Origin of the sequence: Streptomyces sp. NPDC096311 (assembly GCF_044763085.1) — a bacterium.
Classification (GTDB): domain Bacteria; phylum Actinomycetota; class Actinomycetes; order Streptomycetales; family Streptomycetaceae; genus Streptomyces.
In genome coordinates this window covers 325,818-347,403 of sequence record NZ_JBIWFN010000009.1, presented here as the reverse complement: position 1 = coordinate 347,403, position 21,586 = coordinate 325,818, and the positions used below count along the sequence as shown (strand labels likewise).

The following is a 21,586-nucleotide window of genomic DNA, read 5'->3' as shown; positions in this document are numbered from 1 at the left end:
GGGCGGGGGGCGGCCGTACGGGGGTCGGCCGCCTCCCGGCGAACGGTGACCGCCGCGACACGGCGACGGTCGCCCGTCACGCGAAGGGGGCGACGGCCGCCCGCTCGATAACCAGTGCCGCACTGTCAGACCCCTGTGCGATGCTCGGGCCTGTGGAAACCAGGTCCGTCAGCCCGGTGTTCGTCGGCCGCACCGCCGAACTCGGCATCCTGCACGACGCACTCGCCCGCAGCGCCACCGGGGGAACCTCCCAGGCGTTCAGCACCGGGGGACAGCCGCAGGCGTTGCTGCTCGGCGGTGAGGCCGGGGTGGGAAAGACCCGCCTGCTCGAGGAGTTCGCCACTGCGGCCGTCCGCGAGGGCGCCGTCTTCGTGAGCGGCGGCTGTGTGGAGATCGGCGCCGACGGACTGCCCTTCGCCCCGTTCTCCACCGCCCTGCGCGCCCTGCGCCGACTGCTCCCCGACGAGCTCGCCGCCGCGGCCGCCGGACAGGAGGACGAGCTGGCCCGGCTGCTGCCCGAGCTGGGCGAGACCGGCCGCGGCGGCCGTCCCGACGAGGAGGGCATGGCCCGCCTCTTCGAGCTCACCGCCCGTCTCCTGGAGCGCGTGGCCGCCGACCGCACCGTCGTCGTCGCCCTCGAAGACCTGCACTGGGCCGACGCCTCCACCCGCCACCTGCTGGCCTACCTCTTCCGCACCCTGCGCAACGGCCGCCTCGTCGTCATCGCCACCTACCGCGCCGACGACATCCACCGCCGCCACCCCCTGCGCCCCCTGCTGGCCGAACTCGACCGCCTCCGCACGGTCCGCCGCATCGAACTCGGCCGCTTCAGCCGCGCCGAGGTCGGCCGTCAGATCGCCGGCATCCTCGCCCACGAACCCGACCCCGCCCAGGTCGACGACATCTTCGAACGCTCCGACGGCAACGCGTTCTTCGTCGAGGAGCTCGCCGTCGCCGCCCACCAGGGCTGCCGCACCGGGCTCACCGACTCCCTGCGCGACCTGCTCCTCGTCCGCGTCGAGGGCCTCCCCGAGAGCGCGCAGCGCATCGCCCGGATCGTCGCCGAGGGCGGCTCCACCGTCGAGTACCCGCTGCTCGCCGCCGTCGCCCGGCTCGCCGAGGACGACCTCATCGAGGCGCTGCGCGTCGCCGTCGGCGCCAACATCCTGCACGCCTCACCCGGCGGCGACGGCTACCGCTTCCGCCACTCCCTGGTCCGCGAGGCCGTCAGCGACGACCTGCTCCCCGGTGAGCGCTCCCGTTTCAACCGCCGCTACGCCGAAGCCCTGGAGGACGACCCCACGCTCGTCCCGGCCGACGAGCGCGCCACCCGCCTGGCCAGCTACTGGTACCACGCGCACGACGCGGCCAAGGCCCTCCCCGCCGTCCTCGACGCCTCCGTCGAGGCCCGCCGCCGGCACGCCCACTCCGAGCAACTCAGGCTCCTGGAACGCGCGATGGAGCTGTGGGAGGCCACCCCCGAAGCCGTACGGGACGAACTGCGCCCCATCGACTACGTCGAGGTCTTCCCACCCTGTGGCTGCGACCCGGCCACAACCCCCCTGCGCTACCTCGACCTGATGGCCGAGGCCGCCGTCGCGGGCCGGCTGTGCGGGGAGCGCGAGCGCGCCCTGAAGATCACCAAGCGGGCGCTGCGCGTCCTGGAGGACGAGGACGACCCCCTGCGCGCCGCCTGGTTCTGGATCCAGCGTTCCCGCCTGGTGCAGGCACAGGCCCGCGGGGACGGCTGGACGGAGCTCGCCACCGCCCGGGACCTGGTGCGCGGCCTGCCGCCGTCGGAGGTGCACGCCGAGGTGCTCTCCATGGTCGCCGCCTGGTGCGTGCTGCACGAACCGGGTCCCGGCGCCCTCTCGGCCGCCGAGCGCGCCGTGGAGTACGCGCGCATGGTGGGCGCCCGGGACATCGAGCTGAACGCCCGGCTCACGCTCGGCGGCCTCATGGTCGACGCGGGCGACGTGGAGACGGGCATCGCGGAGATGTACGAGGTCAAGGAGCGGGTGCTCCGGCACGCCCCCTCCATGGTCACGGGGCGCGTCCACATCAACCTGCCCTCCCACCTGGAGTCCGTCGGCCGCTCCCGGGAAGCGGTCACGATCCTGCGCGAGGGCATCGAACTCGCCCGTAGATCCGGGCTGTTGGACACCGAGGCCTGGGTGTGGGGCAACCTCTCGGAGTCGCTCTACGCGCTCGGCCAGTGGGACGAGGCCGTCGAGGCCGCGCGCAACGCGCTGGGTGTCGGGCTCAGCGGCAAACCGTCCGGCAGCGGTGCCATGCGCCTCGCGGATCTCGCGCTCGCCCGCGGCGACCTCACCGAAGCGGCACGTCAACTCGCCGCCGCCCGCGCCCACTTCGGCACCCACGACCCCATGCCGCAGCACTCGCTGCCCCTGGTCCGCACCGCGATCGGCATCGCCGTCGGAGAGGGACGCCTCCTCGACGCCCGGGCCGCCCTGGAGGACGCCCTCGACGCGGGCTTCCCGCCCGGCACCCAGCGCGACGGCTGGCCGCTGCTGCTCGCCGCCGCCACCGCGGAGGCCGACGCCCGCGGACTGCCCGTCGCCGAGGCGGGCCGCGCCGGGACCCTGGAGCGGCTGCGCAAGGCCGCCAAGTCCCTGGCGACCGGAGCACCCGTCTGGCTCGCCCACGAACAGTGGGTACGCGCCGAGCTCCGCCGTGCCGAGGGCACGGACGACCCGCACGAGTGGTCCGAGGCAGTCACCGCCTTCGAACCGCTGGAGCGCCCCTACGACCTCGCCCGGGTCCGGCACCGCCTGGCCGAGTCCCTGCTGATCGCGGGAGCCGACGAGGACGACCGGGCCCGCGCCACGGAGCTTCTGCGGCTGGCCGGGGCGGCGGCCGCCCACCTCGGCGCCCGCCCGCTCGCCGACACCGTCGCGCTCCTCGCCCAGCGGGCCCGCCTCGCCGTGGGCCGAGCCCCCGAGCCGTCGGCCCCGGCTCCCGCCGACCCGGCCGATGCCCTCGGCCTCACCAGCCGTGAGCGCGATGTCCTGCGTCTGGTCGCCGCCGGCCGCAGCAACCGCCAGATCGCCGAAGAACTTTTCATCTCCCCGAAGACCGCCAGCGTCCATGTCTCGAACATCCTGGCCAAGCTGGACGTCTCGGGCCGGGGGGAGGCGGCGGCGCTGGCGCACCGGCTGCGGTTGTTCCCCCAGGAGGCCCCCACTGCCCGGACGGCGGGCTGAGACATACGCTGGCAGGGATCCGGGCCGAAGGAGGCGTCGTGTTCAACATGTTCGAGGAGCTCTTCGCACCAGGCCGCAAGCACACCGACGACGAACGCAAGCGACTCGAACTGAGCCGCGTGGACCTGAACGACGGTGATCCGGGCCGCGGCCCCATAGACCTGACCTCCGGCAAGGTGGTCGTACGGCTGCCCAAACAGGAGCGAGACCAGGAGCAGGAGGGCGGGCAGGGCGACACGGGGGAGGAACCCGTGTCGGAGCCGGACGAGTCCTGAGGCCGGACGAGTCCTGAGGCCGGCCGCCTACTTCACCTCCAGCTCCAGAATCCTGTCGTCGCCCTTGCCGGGGCTGCCGCGGCCGTCCGTCTCGCTCGTCATGAGCCAGAGCTTGTCGCCGCCCGCCGGGACCACCGTGCGCAGCCGCCCGTACTCGCCCTTCAGGAAGGCCTGCGGGGCGGCGGCGGCCTCCGTGCCCTTCAACGGGATGCGCCACAGCCGCCGGCCGCGCAGCCCCGCCATCCAGATCGAGCCCTCGGCGTAGGCGATACCGCTCGGGGAGGCCTGGGCCGTGTGCCACTGGGCGACCGGGTTGTGGTACTTCGGGTCGTCGCTCCTGCCCTCGACCACCGGCCAGCCGTAGTTGTCGCCCGGCTTGATCTGGTTCAGCTCGTCCCAGGTGTCCTGACCGAACTCGGACGCCCACAGCCGCTGCTTGTCGTCCCAGGCGAGGCCCTGCACATTGCGATGGCCGTACGAGTAGACCACCGAGTTGTCGAAGGGGTTGCCGGGCGCCGGATCGCCGTCCGGCGTCATCCGCAGGATCTTGCCGCCGAGCGCCTTCGTGTCCTGGGCCTGCCCCCGGTCACCCGTCTCGCCCGCCCCCGCGTACAGCATCCGGTCGGGACCGAACGCGATCCGCCCACCGTTGTGGATCATCCCCTTGGGGATGCCCTTGAAGATCGTGTCCGGCGCCCCGAGCTGCTCCCCGGACGGCTTCTTCTCGTCGTACAGCATGCGGACGATGCGGTTGTCCGAGGCCGTCGTGAAGTACGCGTAGATCATGTGGTCGGAGGCGTACGCGGGCGAGAGCGCGATGCCGAGGAGGCCGCCCTCGCCGGCGGGGGCCACGCCGGGCACCCGGCCCAGCTCGGTCTTCGTGCCGGTCTTCTCGTCGACCCGCGTGATCGTCCCCTCGTCCCGCGACGACACCAGCAGGCCGCCCTCCGGCAGCGGCGCCAGGCCCCAGGGCGACTTGAGGTCCTCGGTGACGGTGCGCACCACCTTCACCGAGCCCTTGGCGGGCGCGGCCGTCTCGATGGCCCGCGGGGCGGACGACGCCCCCGTCCCCGTACCGCTCGACGACGGGCTCAGGCCGCCGAACGGCGCCCCTCCTGCGCCACCGGAGGAACAGCCGGCGGTCACCACCAGCGCTGCCGCGGCCAACACGGCCTTCATCACTCGACGTTGCACGATCAGAGGTCCCTTCGACGCGGCGGTCCTACTGTTCATACACCGCGCGAGTCCCAGGGGTTCCCGAACCGGAAACACCCGGTCCCTCCGGAGCGGGGCGGCCTCAGTCCCAGGACCCCCGTGCCCCCGGCAGCGCCGCCACCTCCGCCAGGTCCTCCGGCGTCAGCCGCAGCCCCGCCGCCCCGGCGTTCTCCGTGACCCACCGTTCCCGCTTGGCCCCCGGCACCGGGACCACGTGCCGCCCCTGGGCCAGTACCCAGGCCAGCGCCACCTGGGCCGGCGTGACCGCGTTCCCGGGCAGGCCGTGGCGCCGGGCGATGCGCCGCAGCCCGACGACGATGGGCTGGTTCGCGGCCATCATCTCGGCCGTGAAGCGGGGGTGGCGGGCGCGCAGGTCATCGCGTTCGAACCCCTCGCCGGGGGTGAGGGTGCCGGTCAGGAAGCCGTTGCCCAGGGGCATCGCCGCCAGGAAGCCCACCCCGCGCGCCGCGCACCACGGCAGCAGCGCGTCCAGCGCCTCCGTCGACCACACCGACAGCTCCGCCTCCACCGCGCTCACCGGGAAGACCTGCTGCACCCGCTCCAGTTGCCGGATCGTTCCGTCGTGCAGCCGCGCTCCCGCACGACGGGCGGACCTGGCGCCCACCGCGCACAGCCCGAGCGAGCGCACCTTTCCGGCCGACACCAGGTCGGCCATCGCGCCCCACGTCTCCTCGACCGGAATCTCCGGGTCCGCGCGGTGCAGTTGATACAGGTCGATCACATCGGTCTGGAGGCGGCGCAGCGAAGCGTCGCAGGCCCGCCTCACATAGCCGGGGCGCCCATTGGCCACGATGTGCTGCTCGCCCACCAGCAGCCCGACCTTCGTCGACACGAAGGCCTCGGAGCGCCGCTCCTTCAGCGCCCGCCCCACCAGCAGCTCGTTGGTGAAGGGCCCGTACATGTCGGCCGTGTCGAGCAGCGTCGACCCCCGGTCGAGCGCCGCGTGCACCGCGCGCAGCGACTCCTCACCGCGCTGTCGCGAACCGGTGTACGCCCAGCTCATCGGCATGCACCCGAGCCCGATCGCCCCCACATCGAGCGTTGCCGCGCCGATCGTCCTGCGCTCCACCTGGCCCTGACCCTCCTTCTTCCGGCACCCCAACCTAACCTCTGCGTGACCGCGCGCCTGGCATAGCCTCCTGACCATGACTTCCGATGTGTGGCTTCCCTTTCACGCCGACGAGATCGAGGGCCTCCCCGAAGGCCTGAGCTACCGCTTCTGGGACGGCGACCAGGAGTTTCCCGCGGATCCCGCGGACTGCGAGTTCTACGTCGTCCCCTATATGAAGGCGCTCGGCGTCGGGCAGCGGCCGCTGCCCGAAATGACCTCTCTGCGGGTCGTGCAGACGCTCTCCGCGGGGGTCGACCACGTCCTGCGGGCCGTGCAGTCCCTGTCCCCGGGCGTGCAGTTGTGCAACGCACGCGGAGTGCACGAGGCGAGCACCGCCGAGCTCGCGCTCACGCTGATCCTCGCCTCGCTGCGGGGCGTTCCCGACTTCGTACGGGCGCAGGACAAGGGGGAGTGGCGCTCCGGATTCCATCCGGCGCTGGCCGACAAGTCCGTACTGATCGTGGGATACGGCGCGATCGGGTCCGCGATCGAAGACCGGCTCACGCCCTTCGAAGTAGCGCGGGTGGCGCGCGTCGCGCGCTCTGAGCGCACCACGGCGCGCGGTCCGGTGCACCCACTCACGGAACTGCCCGCACTGCTCCCCGAGGCCGACATCGTGGTGCTCGCCACGCCCCTCACCGACAGCACACGGGGCCTGGTGAACGCCGAGTTCCTGGCCCGGATGAAGGACGGCGCACTGCTGGTGAACGTCGCCCGCGGGCCCGTCGTCGACACCAAGGCGCTGCTCGCCGAGCTGGACAGCGGGCGCCTCACCGCGGCCCTCGACGTCACCGATCCGGAGCCGCTGCCCCAGGGACATCCCTTGTGGCAGACGCCCGGCGTGCTCATCAGCCCCCATGTCGGCGGCCCCACCTCCGCGTTCCTGCCGCGCGCCGAGCGGCTTCTGGCCGCGCAGTTGAATCGTTTCGTGAACCGGGAACCCCTGGGCAACGTGGTCCTTACGACGGGCGCGTAGCCCGCTTCGGGCACCCTCCGCAGTCCGGCGAATGCGGGCGGTGTCCGCGCTGCCGCTGATCGTCACGGAGCGTAGAGGCGCTATGTCCCTGAGTGACGAGACTGGTGTATCGTCCCGACAGGGGCTGCGCCGCGCACCGTTCGGCGCCGGGGATGGACATTCGGACTGCGAGGGGGGCGACGGGCGATGCACGGCCTATGGACCAACGATCCGACGCGGCGGGACCGCCGACGACCCTGGCGCGCGGCCACGCGCAGACGCGGCCACGGCGGCCATGGTGGTCACGGTGGCCATCACCACCGCGGGCCCAGCGGCCGCAGAAGGCATGCGCACCCAGCGCACACGGGCCAGCGGGACCCCGCGCGGACCGGGTGGGCCCGGTGAGCTCCCCCGGGGCGCTGCTGTCCCGTCGGCCGTTGTACGGCGCTGGGACGGGCCTGATTCCGCAACTCGTGCTGGCCCTGGTGTGCGCGGGCTACGCCTTCGGTTCCGCGCTCGGCTGGGGCTCCGCGAGCCTCGCGCTGTTCATGGGCGACTTCGGGCTGAGCGCCGCCGCGGGCACCGCCGCGGTCTCCTGCTTCCTCTACGCCCGCAGCCGCCGCAGCCGCTTTCGACCCGCGTGGCTGCTGTTCGCGCTCTCCTCCACCATGGCCTCGCTGGGCAACGGAGTCTGGGGGTGGTACGAGGTCGTCCTCGACCGCCAGGTCCCGAGTCCCAGTTACGCCGATCTCTTCTTCCTCTGTTTCGCTCCGCCCGCCATCGTAGGACTGCTCGTGCTAGCCAAGAGGCCCGTGACCAGGGCGGGTTGGGTCTGCCTGGCGCTGGACTCCTGGCTGATCGGCGGTTCCCTGCTCACCCTGTCCTGGAGCCTCGCGCTCGCCCAGGCGGCGAAGTTCGACGGGCCGAGCGTCGCGCACACCGCGCTCTCGCTGGCGTACCCGCTGCTGGACATCGCCCTGGTCAGCATGGTGCTCGCGCTGCACTTCAGGCGTTCGTCGGTGAACCGCTCGGCGGTGAACACCGCGATCGGCGCGCTCGCCCTGACCGTGATGTGCGACGCCCTGTTCACCTCGCCCCTCCTGCACAACAACTACCACTCCGGGCAGCTCCTCGACGCGGGCTGGTTCGCCGGGTCACTGCTCCTCGCGTACGCCCCGTGGGTCGGTCCCCGGCTCGGGCAGTCGACCGCCGACGGTCACGACACGGAGGAGCCCCGTAGGAACGGGCACGCGCGCGTGGTGCACGAGCACATCCCGGGACCCCGCCAGGGCGGACCAGGGATCACCCAGGGATCTCAGGGATCTCAAGGGCATCAGGCACCTCAGGGGGCTCAGGACGGTGGCCACAACCGGTATCCGGCCACCCGTCCGATCGCCGGATCACTGGCCGCACTCACGCCCTACCTGGCCGCCGCCGTGTGCACGCTGGGCATTCTCTACAACGTCCTGAACGGCCGCAGCGTCGACCGCGTCGTGCTCATCACGGCCGGCCTCGTCGTGCTCGCCCTCGTGGTGCGCCAGGGCATCATGCTGCTCGACAACATCACCCTCACCCAGGAGCTGGCCCAGCAGGAGAACCACTTCCGCTCCCTGGTGCAGGGCTCCAGCGACGTCATCATGATCGCCGCACCGAACGGCATCCTGCGGTACGTCAGCCCGGCCGCCGCCGGGGTCTACGGCCGCAACGCCGAGGAGCTCGTCGGCTCCGAGCTCGCCTCCCTCATCCACCCCGAGGACCTCGGCTGTGTGGTGCACGAGGTGCGCCGCTTCCTGGCCGCAAGCCATCTGGAGGAGCCCACCACTCGCATCGAGTGCCGCTTCAAGTCCGGCGACGGCGGCTGGCTCAATGTGGAGTCCACCGTCAACCGACACCACGGCGGCCTCATCTTCAACAGCCGTGACGTGACCGAGCGGGTCCGGCTCCAGGCGCAGCTCCAGCACAACGCCGAACACGATCCGCTCACCGACCTGCCCAACCGCGCGCTGTTCACCCGGCGCGTCCAGCAGGCCCTGTCCGGCCGCCGCTCCACCGACCGCGGCGCCGCGCTGCGCGGCACGGCCGTCCTCTTCATCGACCTCGACGGCTTCAAGGCCGTCAACGACACGATCGGGCACCAGGCCGGCGATGAGCTCCTCGTCCAGGCCGCCCGCAGACTCCAGGACTCGGTGCGCCAGGGCGACACCGCCGCCCGCCTCGGCGGCGACGAGTTCGCGGCGCTCATCGTCGGCGACGGCAGCCGCGACCGGGGCGCGCGCGAACAGCAGATCCTGGAGCTCGCCGACCGGCTGCGGATCAAGCTCTCCCAGCCGTACGCCATCGGCGGCAACGATGTCCGCGTCGCCGCGTCCATCGGCGTCGGCTTCGCCGAACCGGGCCTGGGAGCGGGCGAGTTGCTGCGCAACGCCGACCTCGCCATGTACCGGGCCAAGGCGGCCGGAAAGGGCCGCGTCGAGCTGTACGCGCCCCAGATGCAGCAGGACGTCGTACGGAAGGCGGAGCTGGCCACCCGGCTGCGCTCCGCGCTCCAGGACGGCGAGTTCGCACTGCTCCACCAGCCCGTGGTCTGCCTCGGCAATGGCCGGATCGCGACGGTCACCGCCCAGGCCCGCTGGCGTTCCTCCCAAGGGGTGCTCTTCACGCCGGCGGAGTTCCTGCGCGTCGCCGAGGACAGCGACAAGACCGCCGAGCTGGGCCGATGGATGCTCGAGGAGGCCGTCGAGCAGGCCGCCGAGCGGGCCGCCGCGGGTGTCACGGTGCCCGTCGCCGTGCGGATGAGCGCCCGGCGTCTGCTGGACCGCTCGATGCCGCTCGGCTCCGTGGAGGCGCTGCTGACCCGGCACGGGCTCGCCTCCGGCTCCCTGATCGTCGAGCTGGCCGACACCGACCCCCGGGTCTCCCTGGACGAGCTGGAGCGGCGGCTGAACGCGCTGCGGCGGCTCGGCGTCCGGATCGCCCTGGACGGATTCGGCAGTGGCTACGCGGCCATCACGACGCTCAGAAGGCTGCCCGTCGACGTACTGAAGCTTGATCGGGGCCTCGTCGAGGGTGTTGTCGAGTCCGCCCGGCTGCACAAGATCACCAGCGGGCTGCTGCGGATCGCCACCGACCTCGGGTTGCAGTCCGTGGCCGACGGTGTGGACCTGCCCGAGCAGGTCGTCGCCCTGCGCGCGATGGGCTGCACGCACGGACAGGGCATGGCCTTCTCCGGACCGCTCGACGAGTACCGGCTGCGCAGAGCGCTGTCCTGCGGTCACTACCCGGTGCCGCACGGCCCCGCCGAGCCCGCGTTCGCGGGCGGCGGCGCGGGGGTGTATACGAGTGGTGTGCCCGCAGTCCTCGGAGGCGGTACGGCCCTCCGCTCACATAATGAGACTCCCGTCCCACCCACTTGACAGTCAGTGCGTGCCGGGGGGAGGGTCAATGCCATGCGCACCCGAATTCTCGTACTTGGAAAGCGCGTCGGCTGAAGCTGGTGACCACCGGACGGACCCGGAACACCCAGCGACCGCACCCGGCGCGCTCCCCTCGCTTGCCTCACGGCACGAGGGGTTTTTTGTTGCACAGGCACCAGTCGTACACCGCACAAAACTCGCAAAAACCCTCAGCATCGAGAAGAGAATGCCGATGACCGAGCAGGCCACCGGGGCCCATCACCCGCAGCCGCGGCCCCGTTCCGGAGGACAGTCCGCCCCCGAGCACGTCACGGGAGCGCAGTCCCTCATCCGCTCGCTTGAGGAGGTCGGGGCCGAGACGGTATTCGGCATTCCCGGCGGCGCGATCCTTCCGGCGTACGACCCGCTGATGGACTCCACGCGTGTGCGGCACGTGCTCGTGCGGCACGAGCAGGGCGCGGGTCACGCGGCCACCGGTTACGCGCAGGCCACCGGCAAGGTCGGCGTCTGCATGGCGACCAGCGGCCCGGGTGCCACCAACCTGGTGACGCCGATCGCGGACGCGCACATGGACTCGGTGCCGCTCGTGGCGATCACCGGGCAGGTCGCGTCCAAGGCGATCGGCACGGACGCCTTCCAGGAGGCGGACATCGTCGGCATCACCATGCCGATCACCAAGCACAACTTCCTGGTGACCAAGGCCGAGGACATCCCGAGGACGATCGCGGAGGCCTTCCACATCGCCTCCACCGGCCGCCCGGGCCCCGTCCTCGTCGACATCGCCAAGGACGCCCTTCAGGCGCAGACCACCTTCCAGTGGCCGCCCACCCAGGATCTGCCCGGCTACCGCCCGGTGACCAAGCCGCACGCCAAGCAGATCCGCGAGGCCGCCAAGCTGATCACCCAGGCCAAGCGGCCCGTCCTCTACGTCGGCGGCGGCGTCCTCAAGGCCAAGGCCACCGCCGAGCTGAAGGTCCTCGCGGAACTCACCGGAGCGCCCGTCACCACCACCCTGATGGCGCTCGGCGCATTCCCCGACAGCCACCCGCTGCACGTGGGAATGCCGGGCATGCACGGTGCGGTCACCGCCGTCACCGCGCTGCAGAAGGCCGACCTGATCGTCGCTCTCGGAGCCCGCTTCGACGACCGCGTCACCGGCAAGCTGGACAGCTTCGCCCCGTACGCCAAGATCGTCCACGCCGACATCGACCCGGCCGAGATCGGCAAGAACCGCGCCGCGGACGTGCCGATCGTCGGTGACGCCCGCGAGGTCATCGCCGACCTGGTCCAGGCCGTGCAGAAGGAGCACAGCGAGGGCCACGCCGGCGACTACGCCGCCTGGTGGAAGGACCTCAACCGCTGGCGCGAGACCTACCCGCTGGGCTACGAGCAGCCGGACAACGGCTCCCTGTCGCCGCAGCAGGTCATCGAGCGGATCGGACAGCTCGCCCCCGAGGGCACCATCTTCGCGGCGGGCGTCGGCCAGCACCAGATGTGGGCCGCGCACTACGTCCAGTACGAGCAGCCCGCGACCTGGCTGAACTCCGGCGGCGCCGGAACGATGGGCTACGCGGTCCCGGCCGCGATGGGCGCCAAGGCCGGTCAGCCGGGCAGGACGGTCTGGGCGATCGACGGTGACGGCTGCTTCCAGATGACCAATCAGGAGCTCACCACCTGCGCCCTGAACAACATCCCGATCAAGGTCGCCATCATCAACAACGGCGCCCTCGGGATGGTCCGCCAGTGGCAGACCCTCTTCTACAACCAGCGCTACTCCAACACCGTGCTGCACTCCGGCCCGGACGCGGACGGCAAGCAGCCGAGCGCCGGCACCCGCGTCCCCGACTTCGTGAAGCTGTCGGAGGCCATGGGCTGCTACGCGATCCGCTGCGAGTCCCCCGAGGACCTCGACAAGGTCATCGCGGAGGCGAACTCGATCAACGACCGCCCCGTCGTGGTCGACTTCATCGTGCACGAGGACGCCATGGTGTGGCCGATGGTCGCCGCCGGCACCTCGAACGACGAGATCATGGCCGCCCGGGACGTCCGCCCCGACTTCGGCGACAACGAAGACGACTGAGACCGAGAGAGAGCCGAGTCCACCACCATGAGCACCAAGCACACCCTCTCCGTCCTCGTCGAGAACAAGCCGGGTGTCCTCGCCCGGATCACCGCCCTGTTCTCCCGCCGCGGCTTCAACATCGACTCGCTCGCCGTCGGTGTCACCGAGCACCCCGACATCTCGCGCATCACCATCGTGGTGAACGTGATCGAGGCGCTGCCGCTCGAACAGGTCACCAAGCAGCTCAACAAGCTCGTCAACGTGCTGAAGATCGTCGAACTGGAACCCGGCTCGGCGGTGCAGCGCGAACTCGTTCTGGTGAAGGTGCGTGCCGACAACGAGACGCGCTCCCAGATCGTCGAGATCGTCCAGCTGTTCCGCGCCAAGACCGTGGACGTCTCTCCGGAGGCCGTCACCATCGAGGCCACCGGCGGCAGCGACAAGCTGGAGGCCATGCTCAAGATGCTGGAGCCGTTCGGCATCAAGGAGCTCGTCCAGTCCGGCACGATCGCGATCGGAAGAGGGGCGCGTTCGATCACGGACCGCTCGCTGCGCGCGCTCGACCGATCAGCCTGATCCTTGGTAGGGGCGGTCGGCGATCGTCGACCGCCCGTATACCGAGACCCGAAAACTTCCCTTCCCCCGCCCGCCGTACGGTGGGACGCAACACCGCACACCAAGGAGAACCCCAGTGGCCGAGCTGTTCTACGACGACGACGCCGACCTGTCCATCATCCAGGGCCGCAAGGTCGCGGTCATCGGCTACGGCAGCCAGGGCCACGCCCACGCGCTGTCGCTGCGCGACTCGGGTGTCGACGTCCGCGTCGGTCTGCACGAGGGCTCCAAGTCCAAGGCCAAGGCCGAGGAGCAGGGCCTGCGCGTGGTGACGCCGTCGGAGGCCGCGGCCGAGGCCGACGTCATCATGATCCTGGTGCCGGACCCGATCCAGGCCCAGGTCTACGAGGAGTCCATCAAGGACAACCTGAAGGACGGCGACGCGCTGTTCTTCGGCCACGGTCTGAACATCCGCTTCGGCTTCATCAAGCCCCCGGCCGGTGTCGACGTCGCCATGGTCGCCCCCAAGGGCCCGGGCCACCTGGTGCGCCGCCAGTACGAGGAGGGTCGCGGCGTTCCCTGCATCGCGGCCGTCGAGCAGGACTCCACGGGCAGCGCCTTCCCGCTCGCCCTGTCCTACGCCAAGGGCATCGGCGGCACCCGCGCGGGCGTCATCAAGACGACCTTCACGGAGGAGACCGAGACCGACCTGTTCGGTGAGCAGGCCGTTCTCTGCGGTGGCACCGCGGCGCTGGTCAAGGCGGGCTTCGAGACGCTGACCGAGGCCGGCTACCAGCCGGAGATCGCGTACTTCGAGTGCCTCCACGAGCTGAAGCTCATCGTCGACCTCATGTACGAGGGCGGCCTGGAGAAGATGCGCTGGTCGGTCTCCGAGACCGCCGAGTGGGGCGACTACGTCACCGGCCCGCGGATCATCACGGACGCCACCAAGGCCGAGATGAAGAAGATCCTCGCGGAGATCCAGGACGGCACCTTCGCCAAGAACTGGATGGAGGAGTACCACTCCGGCCTGAAGAAGTACAACGAGTACAAGACGCAGGACGAGAACAGCCTCCTGGAGACCACCGGCAAGGAGCTCCGCAAGCTCATGTCGTGGGTCAACGACGAGGCGTAAGCCGTACGGCCGAAGGGGCCGGAGCATCCGCTCCGGCCCCTTCGGCCAACCCTGGGTAACGCCCGTGAGCGCGCCGTTGTCCACCCCGTCCAGCCACGGACGGGTGATCCTTCCACGGAGGCGCAAGAAGGCCCCCGTTGCGGCACTACACTGCTGCACAACATACGCGTCAGGCCCACAGCGTCGTGCGTCTTCCACGCGGCTAGCAACCCTCCACCGCATGCGGCCGTCGGGACGGCCGTCCGCATTGGACCTGTGAGGACTCACGTGAGCTCGAAACCTGTCGTACTCATCGCTGAAGAGCTGTCGCCCGCGACCGTCGACGCCCTGGGCCCGGACTTCGAGATCCGGCACGCGAACGGCGCGGACCGCGCCGAGCTGCTGCCCGCGATCGCCGACGTCGACGCGATCCTGATCCGTTCGGCCACCAAGGTCGACGCGGAGGCCGTCGCCGCCGCGAAGAAGCTCAAGGTCGTCGCACGAGCCGGCGTCGGCCTGGACAACGTCGACGTCTCCGCCGCCACCAAGGCCGGCGTGATGGTCGTCAACGCCCCCACCTCGAACATCGTGACCGCGGCCGAGCTGGCCTGCGGCCTCCTCCTCGCCACCGCGCGCCACATCCCGCAGGCCAACTCGGCGCTGAAGAACGGCGAGTGGAAGCGCTCGAAGTACACCGGCGTCGAGCTCGCCGAGAAGACCCTCGGTGTCGTCGGCCTCGGCCGCATCGGCGCGCTGGTCGCCCAGCGCATGTCCGCGTTCGGCATGAAGGTCGTCGCCTACGACCCCTACGTCCAGCCCGCCCGGGCCGCCCAGATGGGCGTCAAGGTCCTCTCCCTCGACGAGCTGCTCGAGGTCTCGGACTTCATCACCGTGCACCTGCCCAAGACGCCCGAGACGGTCGGTCTCATCGGCGACGAGGCGCTGCACAAGGTCAAGCCGTCGGTGCGGATCGTCAACGCCGCGCGCGGCGGGATCGTCGACGAGGAGGCGCTGTTCTCGGCGCTCAAGGAGGGCCGCGTCGCCGGCGCCGGCCTCGACGTGTACGCGAAGGAGCCCTGCACGGACTCCCCGCTCTTCGAGCTCGACCAGGTCGTCTGCACGCCGCACCTCGGCGCCTCCACCGACGAGGCGCAGGAGAAGGCCGGTGTCTCCGTCGCCCGCTCGGTGCGCCTCGCCCTCGCCGGTGAGCTCGTCCCGGACGCGGTGAACGTGCAGGGCGGTGTCATCGCCGAGGACGTCAAGCCCGGCCTGCCGCTCGCCGAGAAGCTCGGCCGCATCTTCACCGCCCTCGCGGGCGAGGTCGCGGTCCGCCTCGACGTCGAGGTGTACGGCGAGATCACCCAGCATGACGTCAAGGTGCTCGAACTCTCCGCGCTCAAGGGCGTGTTCGAGGACGTCGTCGACGAGACGGTGTCGTACGTCAACGCCCCGCTGTTCGCGCAGGAGCGCGGCGTCGAGGTCCGTCTGACCACGAGTTCGGAGTCCCCCGACCACCGCAACGTGGTCACCGTGCGCGGCACTCTCGGCGACGGCCAGGAGGTCTCGGTCTCCGGCACGCTGGCCGGCCCCAAGCACCTGCAGAAGATCGTCGCCGTCGGTGAGTACGACGTGGACCTCGCGCTCGCCGACCACATGGCCGTGCTGAGCTACGAGGACCGTCCCGGTGTCGTCGGCACCGTCGGCCGCATCCTCGGCGAGGCGGGTATCAACATCGCCGGCATGCAGGTCGCGCGTGCCGCCGCGGGCGGCGAGGCCCTCGCGGTCCTCACCGTCGACGACACGGTCCCGCAGAACGTGCTGAGCGAGGTGGCCGAGGAGATCGGCGCCACCTCGGCGCGCTCGGTGAACCTCGTCTGACCTTCGCAGTACGCGGTCCGGGGCCCGGTCACCTCAGGTGACCGGGCCCCGGTCATGCGCGGGAGTCCCGGGGCGGCTCGACCAGCCCCTCGCGGTAGGCGATGGCCACGGCCTCGGTGCGGCCCGAGGCGCCCAGCTTGGCGAGGATGTTGGAGACGTGCACGCTCGCCGTCTTCCCCGTGATGAACAGCTCCTCGCCGATCTGGCGGTTGGTACGGCCGCGGGCCAGCAGCCGCAGGACATCGCTCTCGCGGGCGGTCAGCGCCGGGACACGGTCCGCGGCGGACGGTGAGTCGGCGAGACGACCGCGCCGGATCAGGGAGTCCAGCTCCTCGCGCAGCGGTACGGCGCCGAGCCGGACGGCGGTGTCGCGCGCCGCGCGGGCCCGCTCGGCGGCCTCCTCCCGACGGTCCGCCACGAGCAGCGCCTCGGCCAGCCGTCTTTCGCAGCGGGCCAGTTCATAGGGATCGCCGTAGTCGAACGCGGCGACCGCCTGCTCCCAGGCGGCCACATCGGGACCCGAGTGCGCGCGCAGCCACTCCGCCTCGGCGCGGGCGAGCCAGGCAAGTCCCTCCGGTCCCTGCCGCGACCAGTCCTCCCCTTCGGCGGCCGTACTCCGGGCCACCTCCATCAGCTCGGTCGCGATGTCCGCCCAGCGTTGGACGCCCGCTTCGTCGCCGGTCAGACGCAGTTCGACGGCGGCGTCCGCGACCGCCGACAGAGCCAGCGCCGCGAGCCGCACACCGATGTCGGGCCGCTCGATGCCGGAACTGTCGCTGAGCACCGTGAGTGTTGTATGCACGGAGGCGACGGCACCCTCGGGGTCGCCGCGCAGGGCGGCGGCGTCGGTCAGCACGATGCCCGATACGAGCGTGGCCATCCAGTCGAACGGCCCGTCGAGCAGCGCGCGGGCCCGCTCGGCGGGCCCCTCCTCGCCGCGCGCCAGGGCGACGTACAACGCGGGCCCGACGGCGAAGCCGGCTGCCGGTGGCAGCCGCTCGGCGTCGACGGCGGCCGCCCGCGCGCACTCGTCCCAGCGGCCCAGGGTGTAGAGGATCAGGGACTGGAGGTAGCGCAGCTCCAGCGCGTACGGGGAGGAGACGAGCCCGGAGCGGTTCGCCCGCTCGAGTCCCTCGGCGAGCCAGGTCAGGCACTCGTCCAGGGCCCCCGACTCGTAGGCCCCGAGGGCGAGGTTGAAGAGGGCGCGCATCTCGACGGAGACGTTGTCGGCGCGCCGGGCCAGGTCACGGGCCTGCCGAAGCCGCTGCCGGCCCTCGGCCGTACGCCGGTTGTGGTCTTCCAGACCGACCAGGGAGATGATCAAGTCGGCCTGGGCGTCGGTGAGCCGGAGCTCCTCGGCGGTGCGCAACGCCTGCCGGGCGACGCGCTCGGCGTCCTCGTCTTGGCGCAGGTGCCGCGCGGCCATGACATGGGTGGCCGCCGCCCATACCCAGGTGTGCGACGGGGGCTCGGCCGGGATCATGGCCAGTGCCTCGCTGCTGTAGGTGAAGGCGGCCTTCAGACTGTCGACGCGCATCAGATTGCCCGCGAGGGTGTAGCGGACGCGGGCGGCGAGCTCCGAGTCCGCGTCCGACCCCACTCTGGCGAGTGCGGCGCGGGTGAGGGAGACCGCCCGGTGGGTCTCCCCGGCGTGCGCGGCGGCAGCGGAGGCGCGCAGGGTGAGCGTGACCGGGTCGCCGTCCCGGGGGCGGGCGCCGGGGTCCACCGCGGGCCACAGTTCCAGCGCGGCCTCCACGTGGCGCAGCTCCTCGGCGGGCGCGCCGACCCGCTGGGCGTGGTCGGCGGCTTCCAGCGAGGCGGTCAGCGCGTCCGCGAGATCGTGGCTCTCCCGTGAGTGGTGGGCGCGCTCGGCCGCGCTCTGTGCCGTGTGATCGCGTCCGGCGAGGAGTCTGGCGAACGCGCCGTGCAGCCGGACCCGCTCGCCGGGCAGCAGATCGGCGTAGACGGCCTCACGGGCGAGGGCGTGCCGGAAGGAGTACGTGGCGTCGTCGCCGGGGATCAGCAGCTGCCGTCCTACGGCCTCCCGCAGCGCCGACTCCAGCTCTTCCTCGGGCAGTTGTACGGCGTCACGCAGCAGGTCGTGCTCGACGCGCCGCCCGGCGACCGCGGCCGTGCGCAGCACCTGTTGGGCGGTGTCGGAGAGTTGCTCGATCCGGATGAGGAGGAGGTCGGCGAGGCCGCTCGGCATGGCGGGCGCCGCGGGGTCGAGGTCGCTCGGCAGCGCGGCGAGCAGCTCCTCCGCGTAGAAGGCGTTGCCCTCGGCGCGGTCGACTATGCGGCGGACGGTGGTGTCGGAGAAGGCGTCCGTCCGCAGGGCGCGCACCAGGCGGGCCACTTCGGCGTCGGCCATGGGGCGCAGTTCGAGCCGGTCCACGGAGGGGAGCCGGGCCAGCTCGGCGAGCAGGGGGCGCAGGGGGTGGCGGCGGTGCAGGTCGTCCGAGCGGTACGAGGCGAAGAGGGCGAGGTGGTGGGTGGGGGAGCCGGGGGTCGGATTCTGCAGGGCGCCTCGGCTGAGGAGGAAGCGCAGGAGGTCCCTCGACGACTGGTCCGCCCAGTGGAGGTCTTCGAGGACCAGGAGGAGGGGGGTGATGTCGGCGGCGTCCGCCAGCAGGCCGGCCACGCCCTCGAAGAGTCGCAGCCGGCTGCCGGTGTCCGTGTCCGTCCCGCTGCCGGAGCCCAGCAAGCGGTCGACCGCCGGGTGTGCCGCGAGGGCGGCGGCGAACCGCTCGTCTCCGCCGAGCGCGCCGAGGATCTCCGTGAACGGCAGATAGGGCAGGCCCACGTCGCCGAGGTCCACGCAGTGGCCGGTGAGCACCGTCATGCCGGTGTGCGTGGCGTGTGCGGCGGCTTCCGTCAGGACGCGGGTCTTGCCGACGCCGGCGTCTCCGGAGAGGACGACGGCGCGGGGGGAGCCTGCGCGGGCGCGGTCCAGCACGCCGGTGAGCCGGGCGAGTTCGTCGTCCCGGCCGATGAACGGCGTACCGGATGTCTGTGCCACGCCGCCATCCTGACACGCCCCACCGACAACGCCCCGCCCCTACCCGGCCCCAGCCCCCTCATCAACCTGAACGCCCTCGTCCTCAAACGCCGGACCGGCTGAATGGCGCGGGCAGGGCCCGGGGTTTTCAGGGGCGCGGGGAACGGCGCGACCGGCCCCCACCGCCCGCAGACGAAGCACTCAGGGAGGCCGGGAATCCGGGGCGCAGCCTCGCCCGAGGGGCGCGGGGAACTGCGCGATCAGCCCCCACCGGCCCGCAGGCAAAGCACTTCGGGTGGGCGGGGTTTCGGGGCGTAGCCCCGCCCGAGGGGCGCGGGGAACGGTGCGACCGGCCCCCACCGGCCCGCAGGCAAAGCACTTGGGGAGGCAGGGAATCCGGGGCGGCGCAGCCCCGCCCGAGAGGCGCGGGGGACTGGGCGACCGGACCCCGCCCCCCCGTAGTCGGAGCGCGCAGCCGGGGTTCCAAGGGCGGAGCCCTGGTGAAGGGATGTCAGGCGGGAGCCTGTTCGGGGTGCGGGGCCTCGGCCCCGACCTCCCGCACCCGCACGCGTCGCAACGTCGCAGACGCCACCCCCGCCGCCCCCAGCAACAGCACCGCCCCCGCGATCGCCGCCGCCTGCATCCCACTGGTGAACGCCTCCCGCGCGGCCCGCACCAGCGCATCGCCCGCGCCGTCCGGCAACCGGTGGGCGACCGCCAGCGCGCCACCGAGGGTCTCCTGGGCCGGCGCCGGGACGCCGGACGGAATCTCGTGGCGGTAGACGGCCGTACCGATGGACCCGAGGACCGCCATACCGAGCGCCCCGCCGAACTCGGTACCCGTCTCCAGCAGCGAGGACGCGGCGCCCGCGTTGCCGACGGGGACGGTGCCCAGCGCCAGATCCATCATCTGGGACATCACGGTGACGATCCCCGAGGCGAGGACTCCGGCCCCGGCGAGGACCAGCCACATCGAGTCGGTCCCGGCGAGGGCCAGCAGACCGTAGCCGCACGCGGCGAGGACGAAGCCGCCGGAGACGACGTGGGCGCGGTGGACGCCCTTCTGTACCAGCTGCGCGGCGACCGGCGCGGCGACCCCGACCAGGACCGTCGGCAGCAGTGACCACAGCGCGGCCTCCATGGAGCTCTTGCCGAGGACCGACTGCAGGTACTGGGTGGTGAAGTACGCCGACCCCATCATCCCGAACGCGGAGACCAGGTTGAGCACGACGGCGGGCGCGAATCCCCGGCCCCGGAACAACTCGGGGGAGATCAGCGGGGACTTGGCGGTGCGCTGCCGCTGGACGAAGAGCGCGGCGAAGACGAGACCGACGACGATCGAGACGCCGTACTCGAACTTCCAGCCCTCGGACGGGATTTCCTTCACGCCGTAGATGACGGGCAGCACGGCGGCCATCGACAGCGGCACGCTGAGCAGGTCGAAACGGCCCGGTTCCGGGTTCTTGGACTCGGGGAGCAGGATCGGGCCGAGGACCAGCAGCAGCACCATCGCGGGCAGGTTGACGAGGAAGACCGAGCCCCACCAGAAGTACTCGACGAGGACACCGCTCATCACCGAACCGAGCGCGATACCGCCGGTCATGACGCCGGACCACAGACCGATCGCCTTCGCGCGCTGCCCGGGGTCGGTGAACATCGTGCGGATGATCGCCATCGTCGACGGCATGAGGGTGGCGCCACCGATGCCGAGGACCGCGCGGGCCGCGATCAGCATCTCGGCGCTGTCGGCGTAGGCGGCCATGACCGAGGCCGTGCCGAAGGCGGCGGCGCCGAAGAGGAGGAGCTTGCGGCGGCCTATGCGGTCGCCGAGCGAGCCCATCGTCATCAGCAGTCCGGCGAGCACGAACGCGTAGATGTCGAAGATCCACAGCTGCTGGGTGCCGCTCGGCTCCAGATCCGCGCTGATCGCGGGGATCGCGAAGTAGAGGACCGAGACGTCCATCGAGACCAGGAGCAGCGGAAGCATCAGGACGCCGAGGGCGGTCCATTCACGGCGGCCCGCGAGGCCTGTGCCGGGTGCGGGGGTGGTGCTCGTCGAGTGCTTCGAGTTCGTCATGACAGGGACTGTACGGACGTCTAAAACGCTTGTCTAGTACGCTTGTTTAAAACGAGCGTCTGGGACAGTTGTCTGGATCGGGGGTACGCTGATCGGCATGGGACACCGTGAGGATCTGCTCGAAGGCGCCAAGCGCTGCCTGCTGGAGAAGGGGTTCGTGCGCACCACGGCGCGCGACATCGTGAAGGAGTCCGGGACGAATCTGGCGTCCATCGGCTACCACTACGGGTCGAAGGACGCGCTGCTGACGCAGGCCTTCGTGGAACTGGTGCAGGAGTGGGGCGAGAAGTCCGTCCATCATCCGGAGCACGAGGACACGCCCGGGGGTTCCGTGGAGCGGTTCCACAGCGTGTGGGCCCGGATGCTGGAGTCCTTCGAGGAGTTCCGCCCCGTCTGGGCGGCCAGCATGGAGATCGTGACGCAGGGGGAGCGGGTTCCGGAGCTGCGGAATCTGATGGCGAAGGCGCAGATCGAGGGACGGTCCGGGCTCGTCGCGATGCTCACGGGCCTGGACGAGGAGACGCTCGACGAGCGCACCGTCCAGTCCCTCGGCGGCTTCTACCAGGCGCTGCTCAACGGTCTGATGGTCCAGTGGCTCTTCGACCCGGCGAGCGCCTCCACGGCGGACGACCTCACGGAGGGGCTGCGACGGGTGATCGAGGGGGCGACCGGCTCGCGCGACTGAGGC

General features: G+C 71.6%; 13 protein-coding genes. 9 read left to right on the top strand and 4 right to left on the bottom strand.

Annotation, left to right across the window (positions count from 1 at the left end):
• The first annotated feature begins 140 nt into the window (after positions 1 to 140).
• Both ACIRA5_RS24615 and ACIRA5_RS24610 read left to right on the top strand, forming a co-directional pair.
• On the top strand, positions 141 to 3,224 hold the full coding sequence (locus ACIRA5_RS24615; RefSeq protein ID WP_403693746.1) for an AAA family ATPase: 3,084 nt from the start codon (positions 141 to 143) through the stop codon (positions 3,222 to 3,224).
• Between the two features lie 38 nt (positions 3,225 to 3,262).
• Positions 3,263 to 3,499 (top strand): DUF6191 domain-containing protein, encoded by a 237-nt coding sequence (locus ACIRA5_RS24610; RefSeq protein ID WP_351304084.1) that lies wholly within the window; start codon positions 3,263 to 3,265, stop codon positions 3,497 to 3,499.
• A 27-nt stretch (positions 3,500 to 3,526) separates the two neighbouring features.
• Here the strand turns inward: ACIRA5_RS24610 and ACIRA5_RS24605 are convergent, their stop codons facing one another.
• The gene (locus ACIRA5_RS24605) at positions 3,527 to 4,678 is read right to left on the bottom strand and encodes a PQQ-dependent sugar dehydrogenase (protein WP_403693744.1); all 1,152 of its coding nucleotides are present in this window, start codon (positions 4,676 to 4,678) and stop codon (positions 3,527 to 3,529) included.
• 118 nt (positions 4,679 to 4,796) lie between these two features.
• Positions 4,797 to 5,804 (bottom strand): aldo/keto reductase, encoded by a 1,008-nt coding sequence (locus ACIRA5_RS24600; RefSeq protein ID WP_403693742.1) that lies wholly within the window; start codon positions 5,802 to 5,804, stop codon positions 4,797 to 4,799.
• A gap of 76 nt (positions 5,805 to 5,880) precedes the next feature.
• Between ACIRA5_RS24600 and ACIRA5_RS24595 the strand changes: the two genes are divergently transcribed.
• From ACIRA5_RS24595 to serA, 6 genes are all read left to right on the top strand, one after another.
• Entirely contained in the window at positions 5,881 to 6,822 is a 942-nt protein-coding gene (locus ACIRA5_RS24595; protein ID WP_403693741.1) for a 2-hydroxyacid dehydrogenase, read from the top strand.
• A gap of 197 nt (positions 6,823 to 7,019) precedes the next feature.
• Entirely contained in the window at positions 7,020 to 10,214 is a 3,195-nt protein-coding gene (locus tag ACIRA5_RS24590; RefSeq protein ID WP_403693740.1) for a putative bifunctional diguanylate cyclase/phosphodiesterase, read from the top strand.
• Positions 10,215 to 10,440: 226 nt separating this feature from the next.
• Positions 10,441 to 12,294, top strand: a complete 1,854-nt coding sequence (locus ACIRA5_RS24585; RefSeq protein WP_352049358.1) for an acetolactate synthase large subunit — start codon at positions 10,441 to 10,443, stop codon at positions 12,292 to 12,294.
• A gap of 27 nt (positions 12,295 to 12,321) precedes the next feature.
• Positions 12,322 to 12,852: an acetolactate synthase small subunit gene (gene ilvN / locus ACIRA5_RS24580; RefSeq protein WP_054234575.1), complete on the top strand. Its 531-nt coding sequence runs from the start codon at positions 12,322 to 12,324 to the stop codon at positions 12,850 to 12,852.
• Between the two features lie 115 nt (positions 12,853 to 12,967).
• Positions 12,968 to 13,966 (top strand): ketol-acid reductoisomerase, encoded by a 999-nt coding sequence (gene ilvC / locus ACIRA5_RS24575; RefSeq protein ID WP_403693739.1) that lies wholly within the window; start codon positions 12,968 to 12,970, stop codon positions 13,964 to 13,966.
• Positions 13,967 to 14,233: 267 nt separating this feature from the next.
• Positions 14,234 to 15,823, top strand: a complete 1,590-nt coding sequence (serA, locus tag ACIRA5_RS24570; protein ID WP_352049359.1) for a phosphoglycerate dehydrogenase — start codon at positions 14,234 to 14,236, stop codon at positions 15,821 to 15,823.
• 52 nt (positions 15,824 to 15,875) lie between these two features.
• Here the strand turns inward: serA and ACIRA5_RS24565 are convergent, their stop codons facing one another.
• Positions 15,876 to 18,842, bottom strand: a complete 2,967-nt coding sequence (locus ACIRA5_RS24565) for an AAA family ATPase (protein WP_403693737.1) — start codon at positions 18,840 to 18,842, stop codon at positions 15,876 to 15,878.
• 490 nt (positions 18,843 to 19,332) lie between these two features.
• Positions 19,333 to 20,898: an MFS transporter gene (locus ACIRA5_RS24560; RefSeq protein WP_403693736.1), complete on the bottom strand. Its 1,566-nt coding sequence runs from the start codon at positions 20,896 to 20,898 to the stop codon at positions 19,333 to 19,335.
• Between the two features lie 97 nt (positions 20,899 to 20,995).
• On the opposite strand from ACIRA5_RS24560, the gene ACIRA5_RS24555 reads away from it, so the two are divergent.
• Entirely contained in the window at positions 20,996 to 21,583 is a 588-nt protein-coding gene (locus ACIRA5_RS24555) for a TetR/AcrR family transcriptional regulator (protein WP_352049362.1), read from the top strand.
• Positions 21,584 to 21,586: the final 3 nt, after the last annotated feature.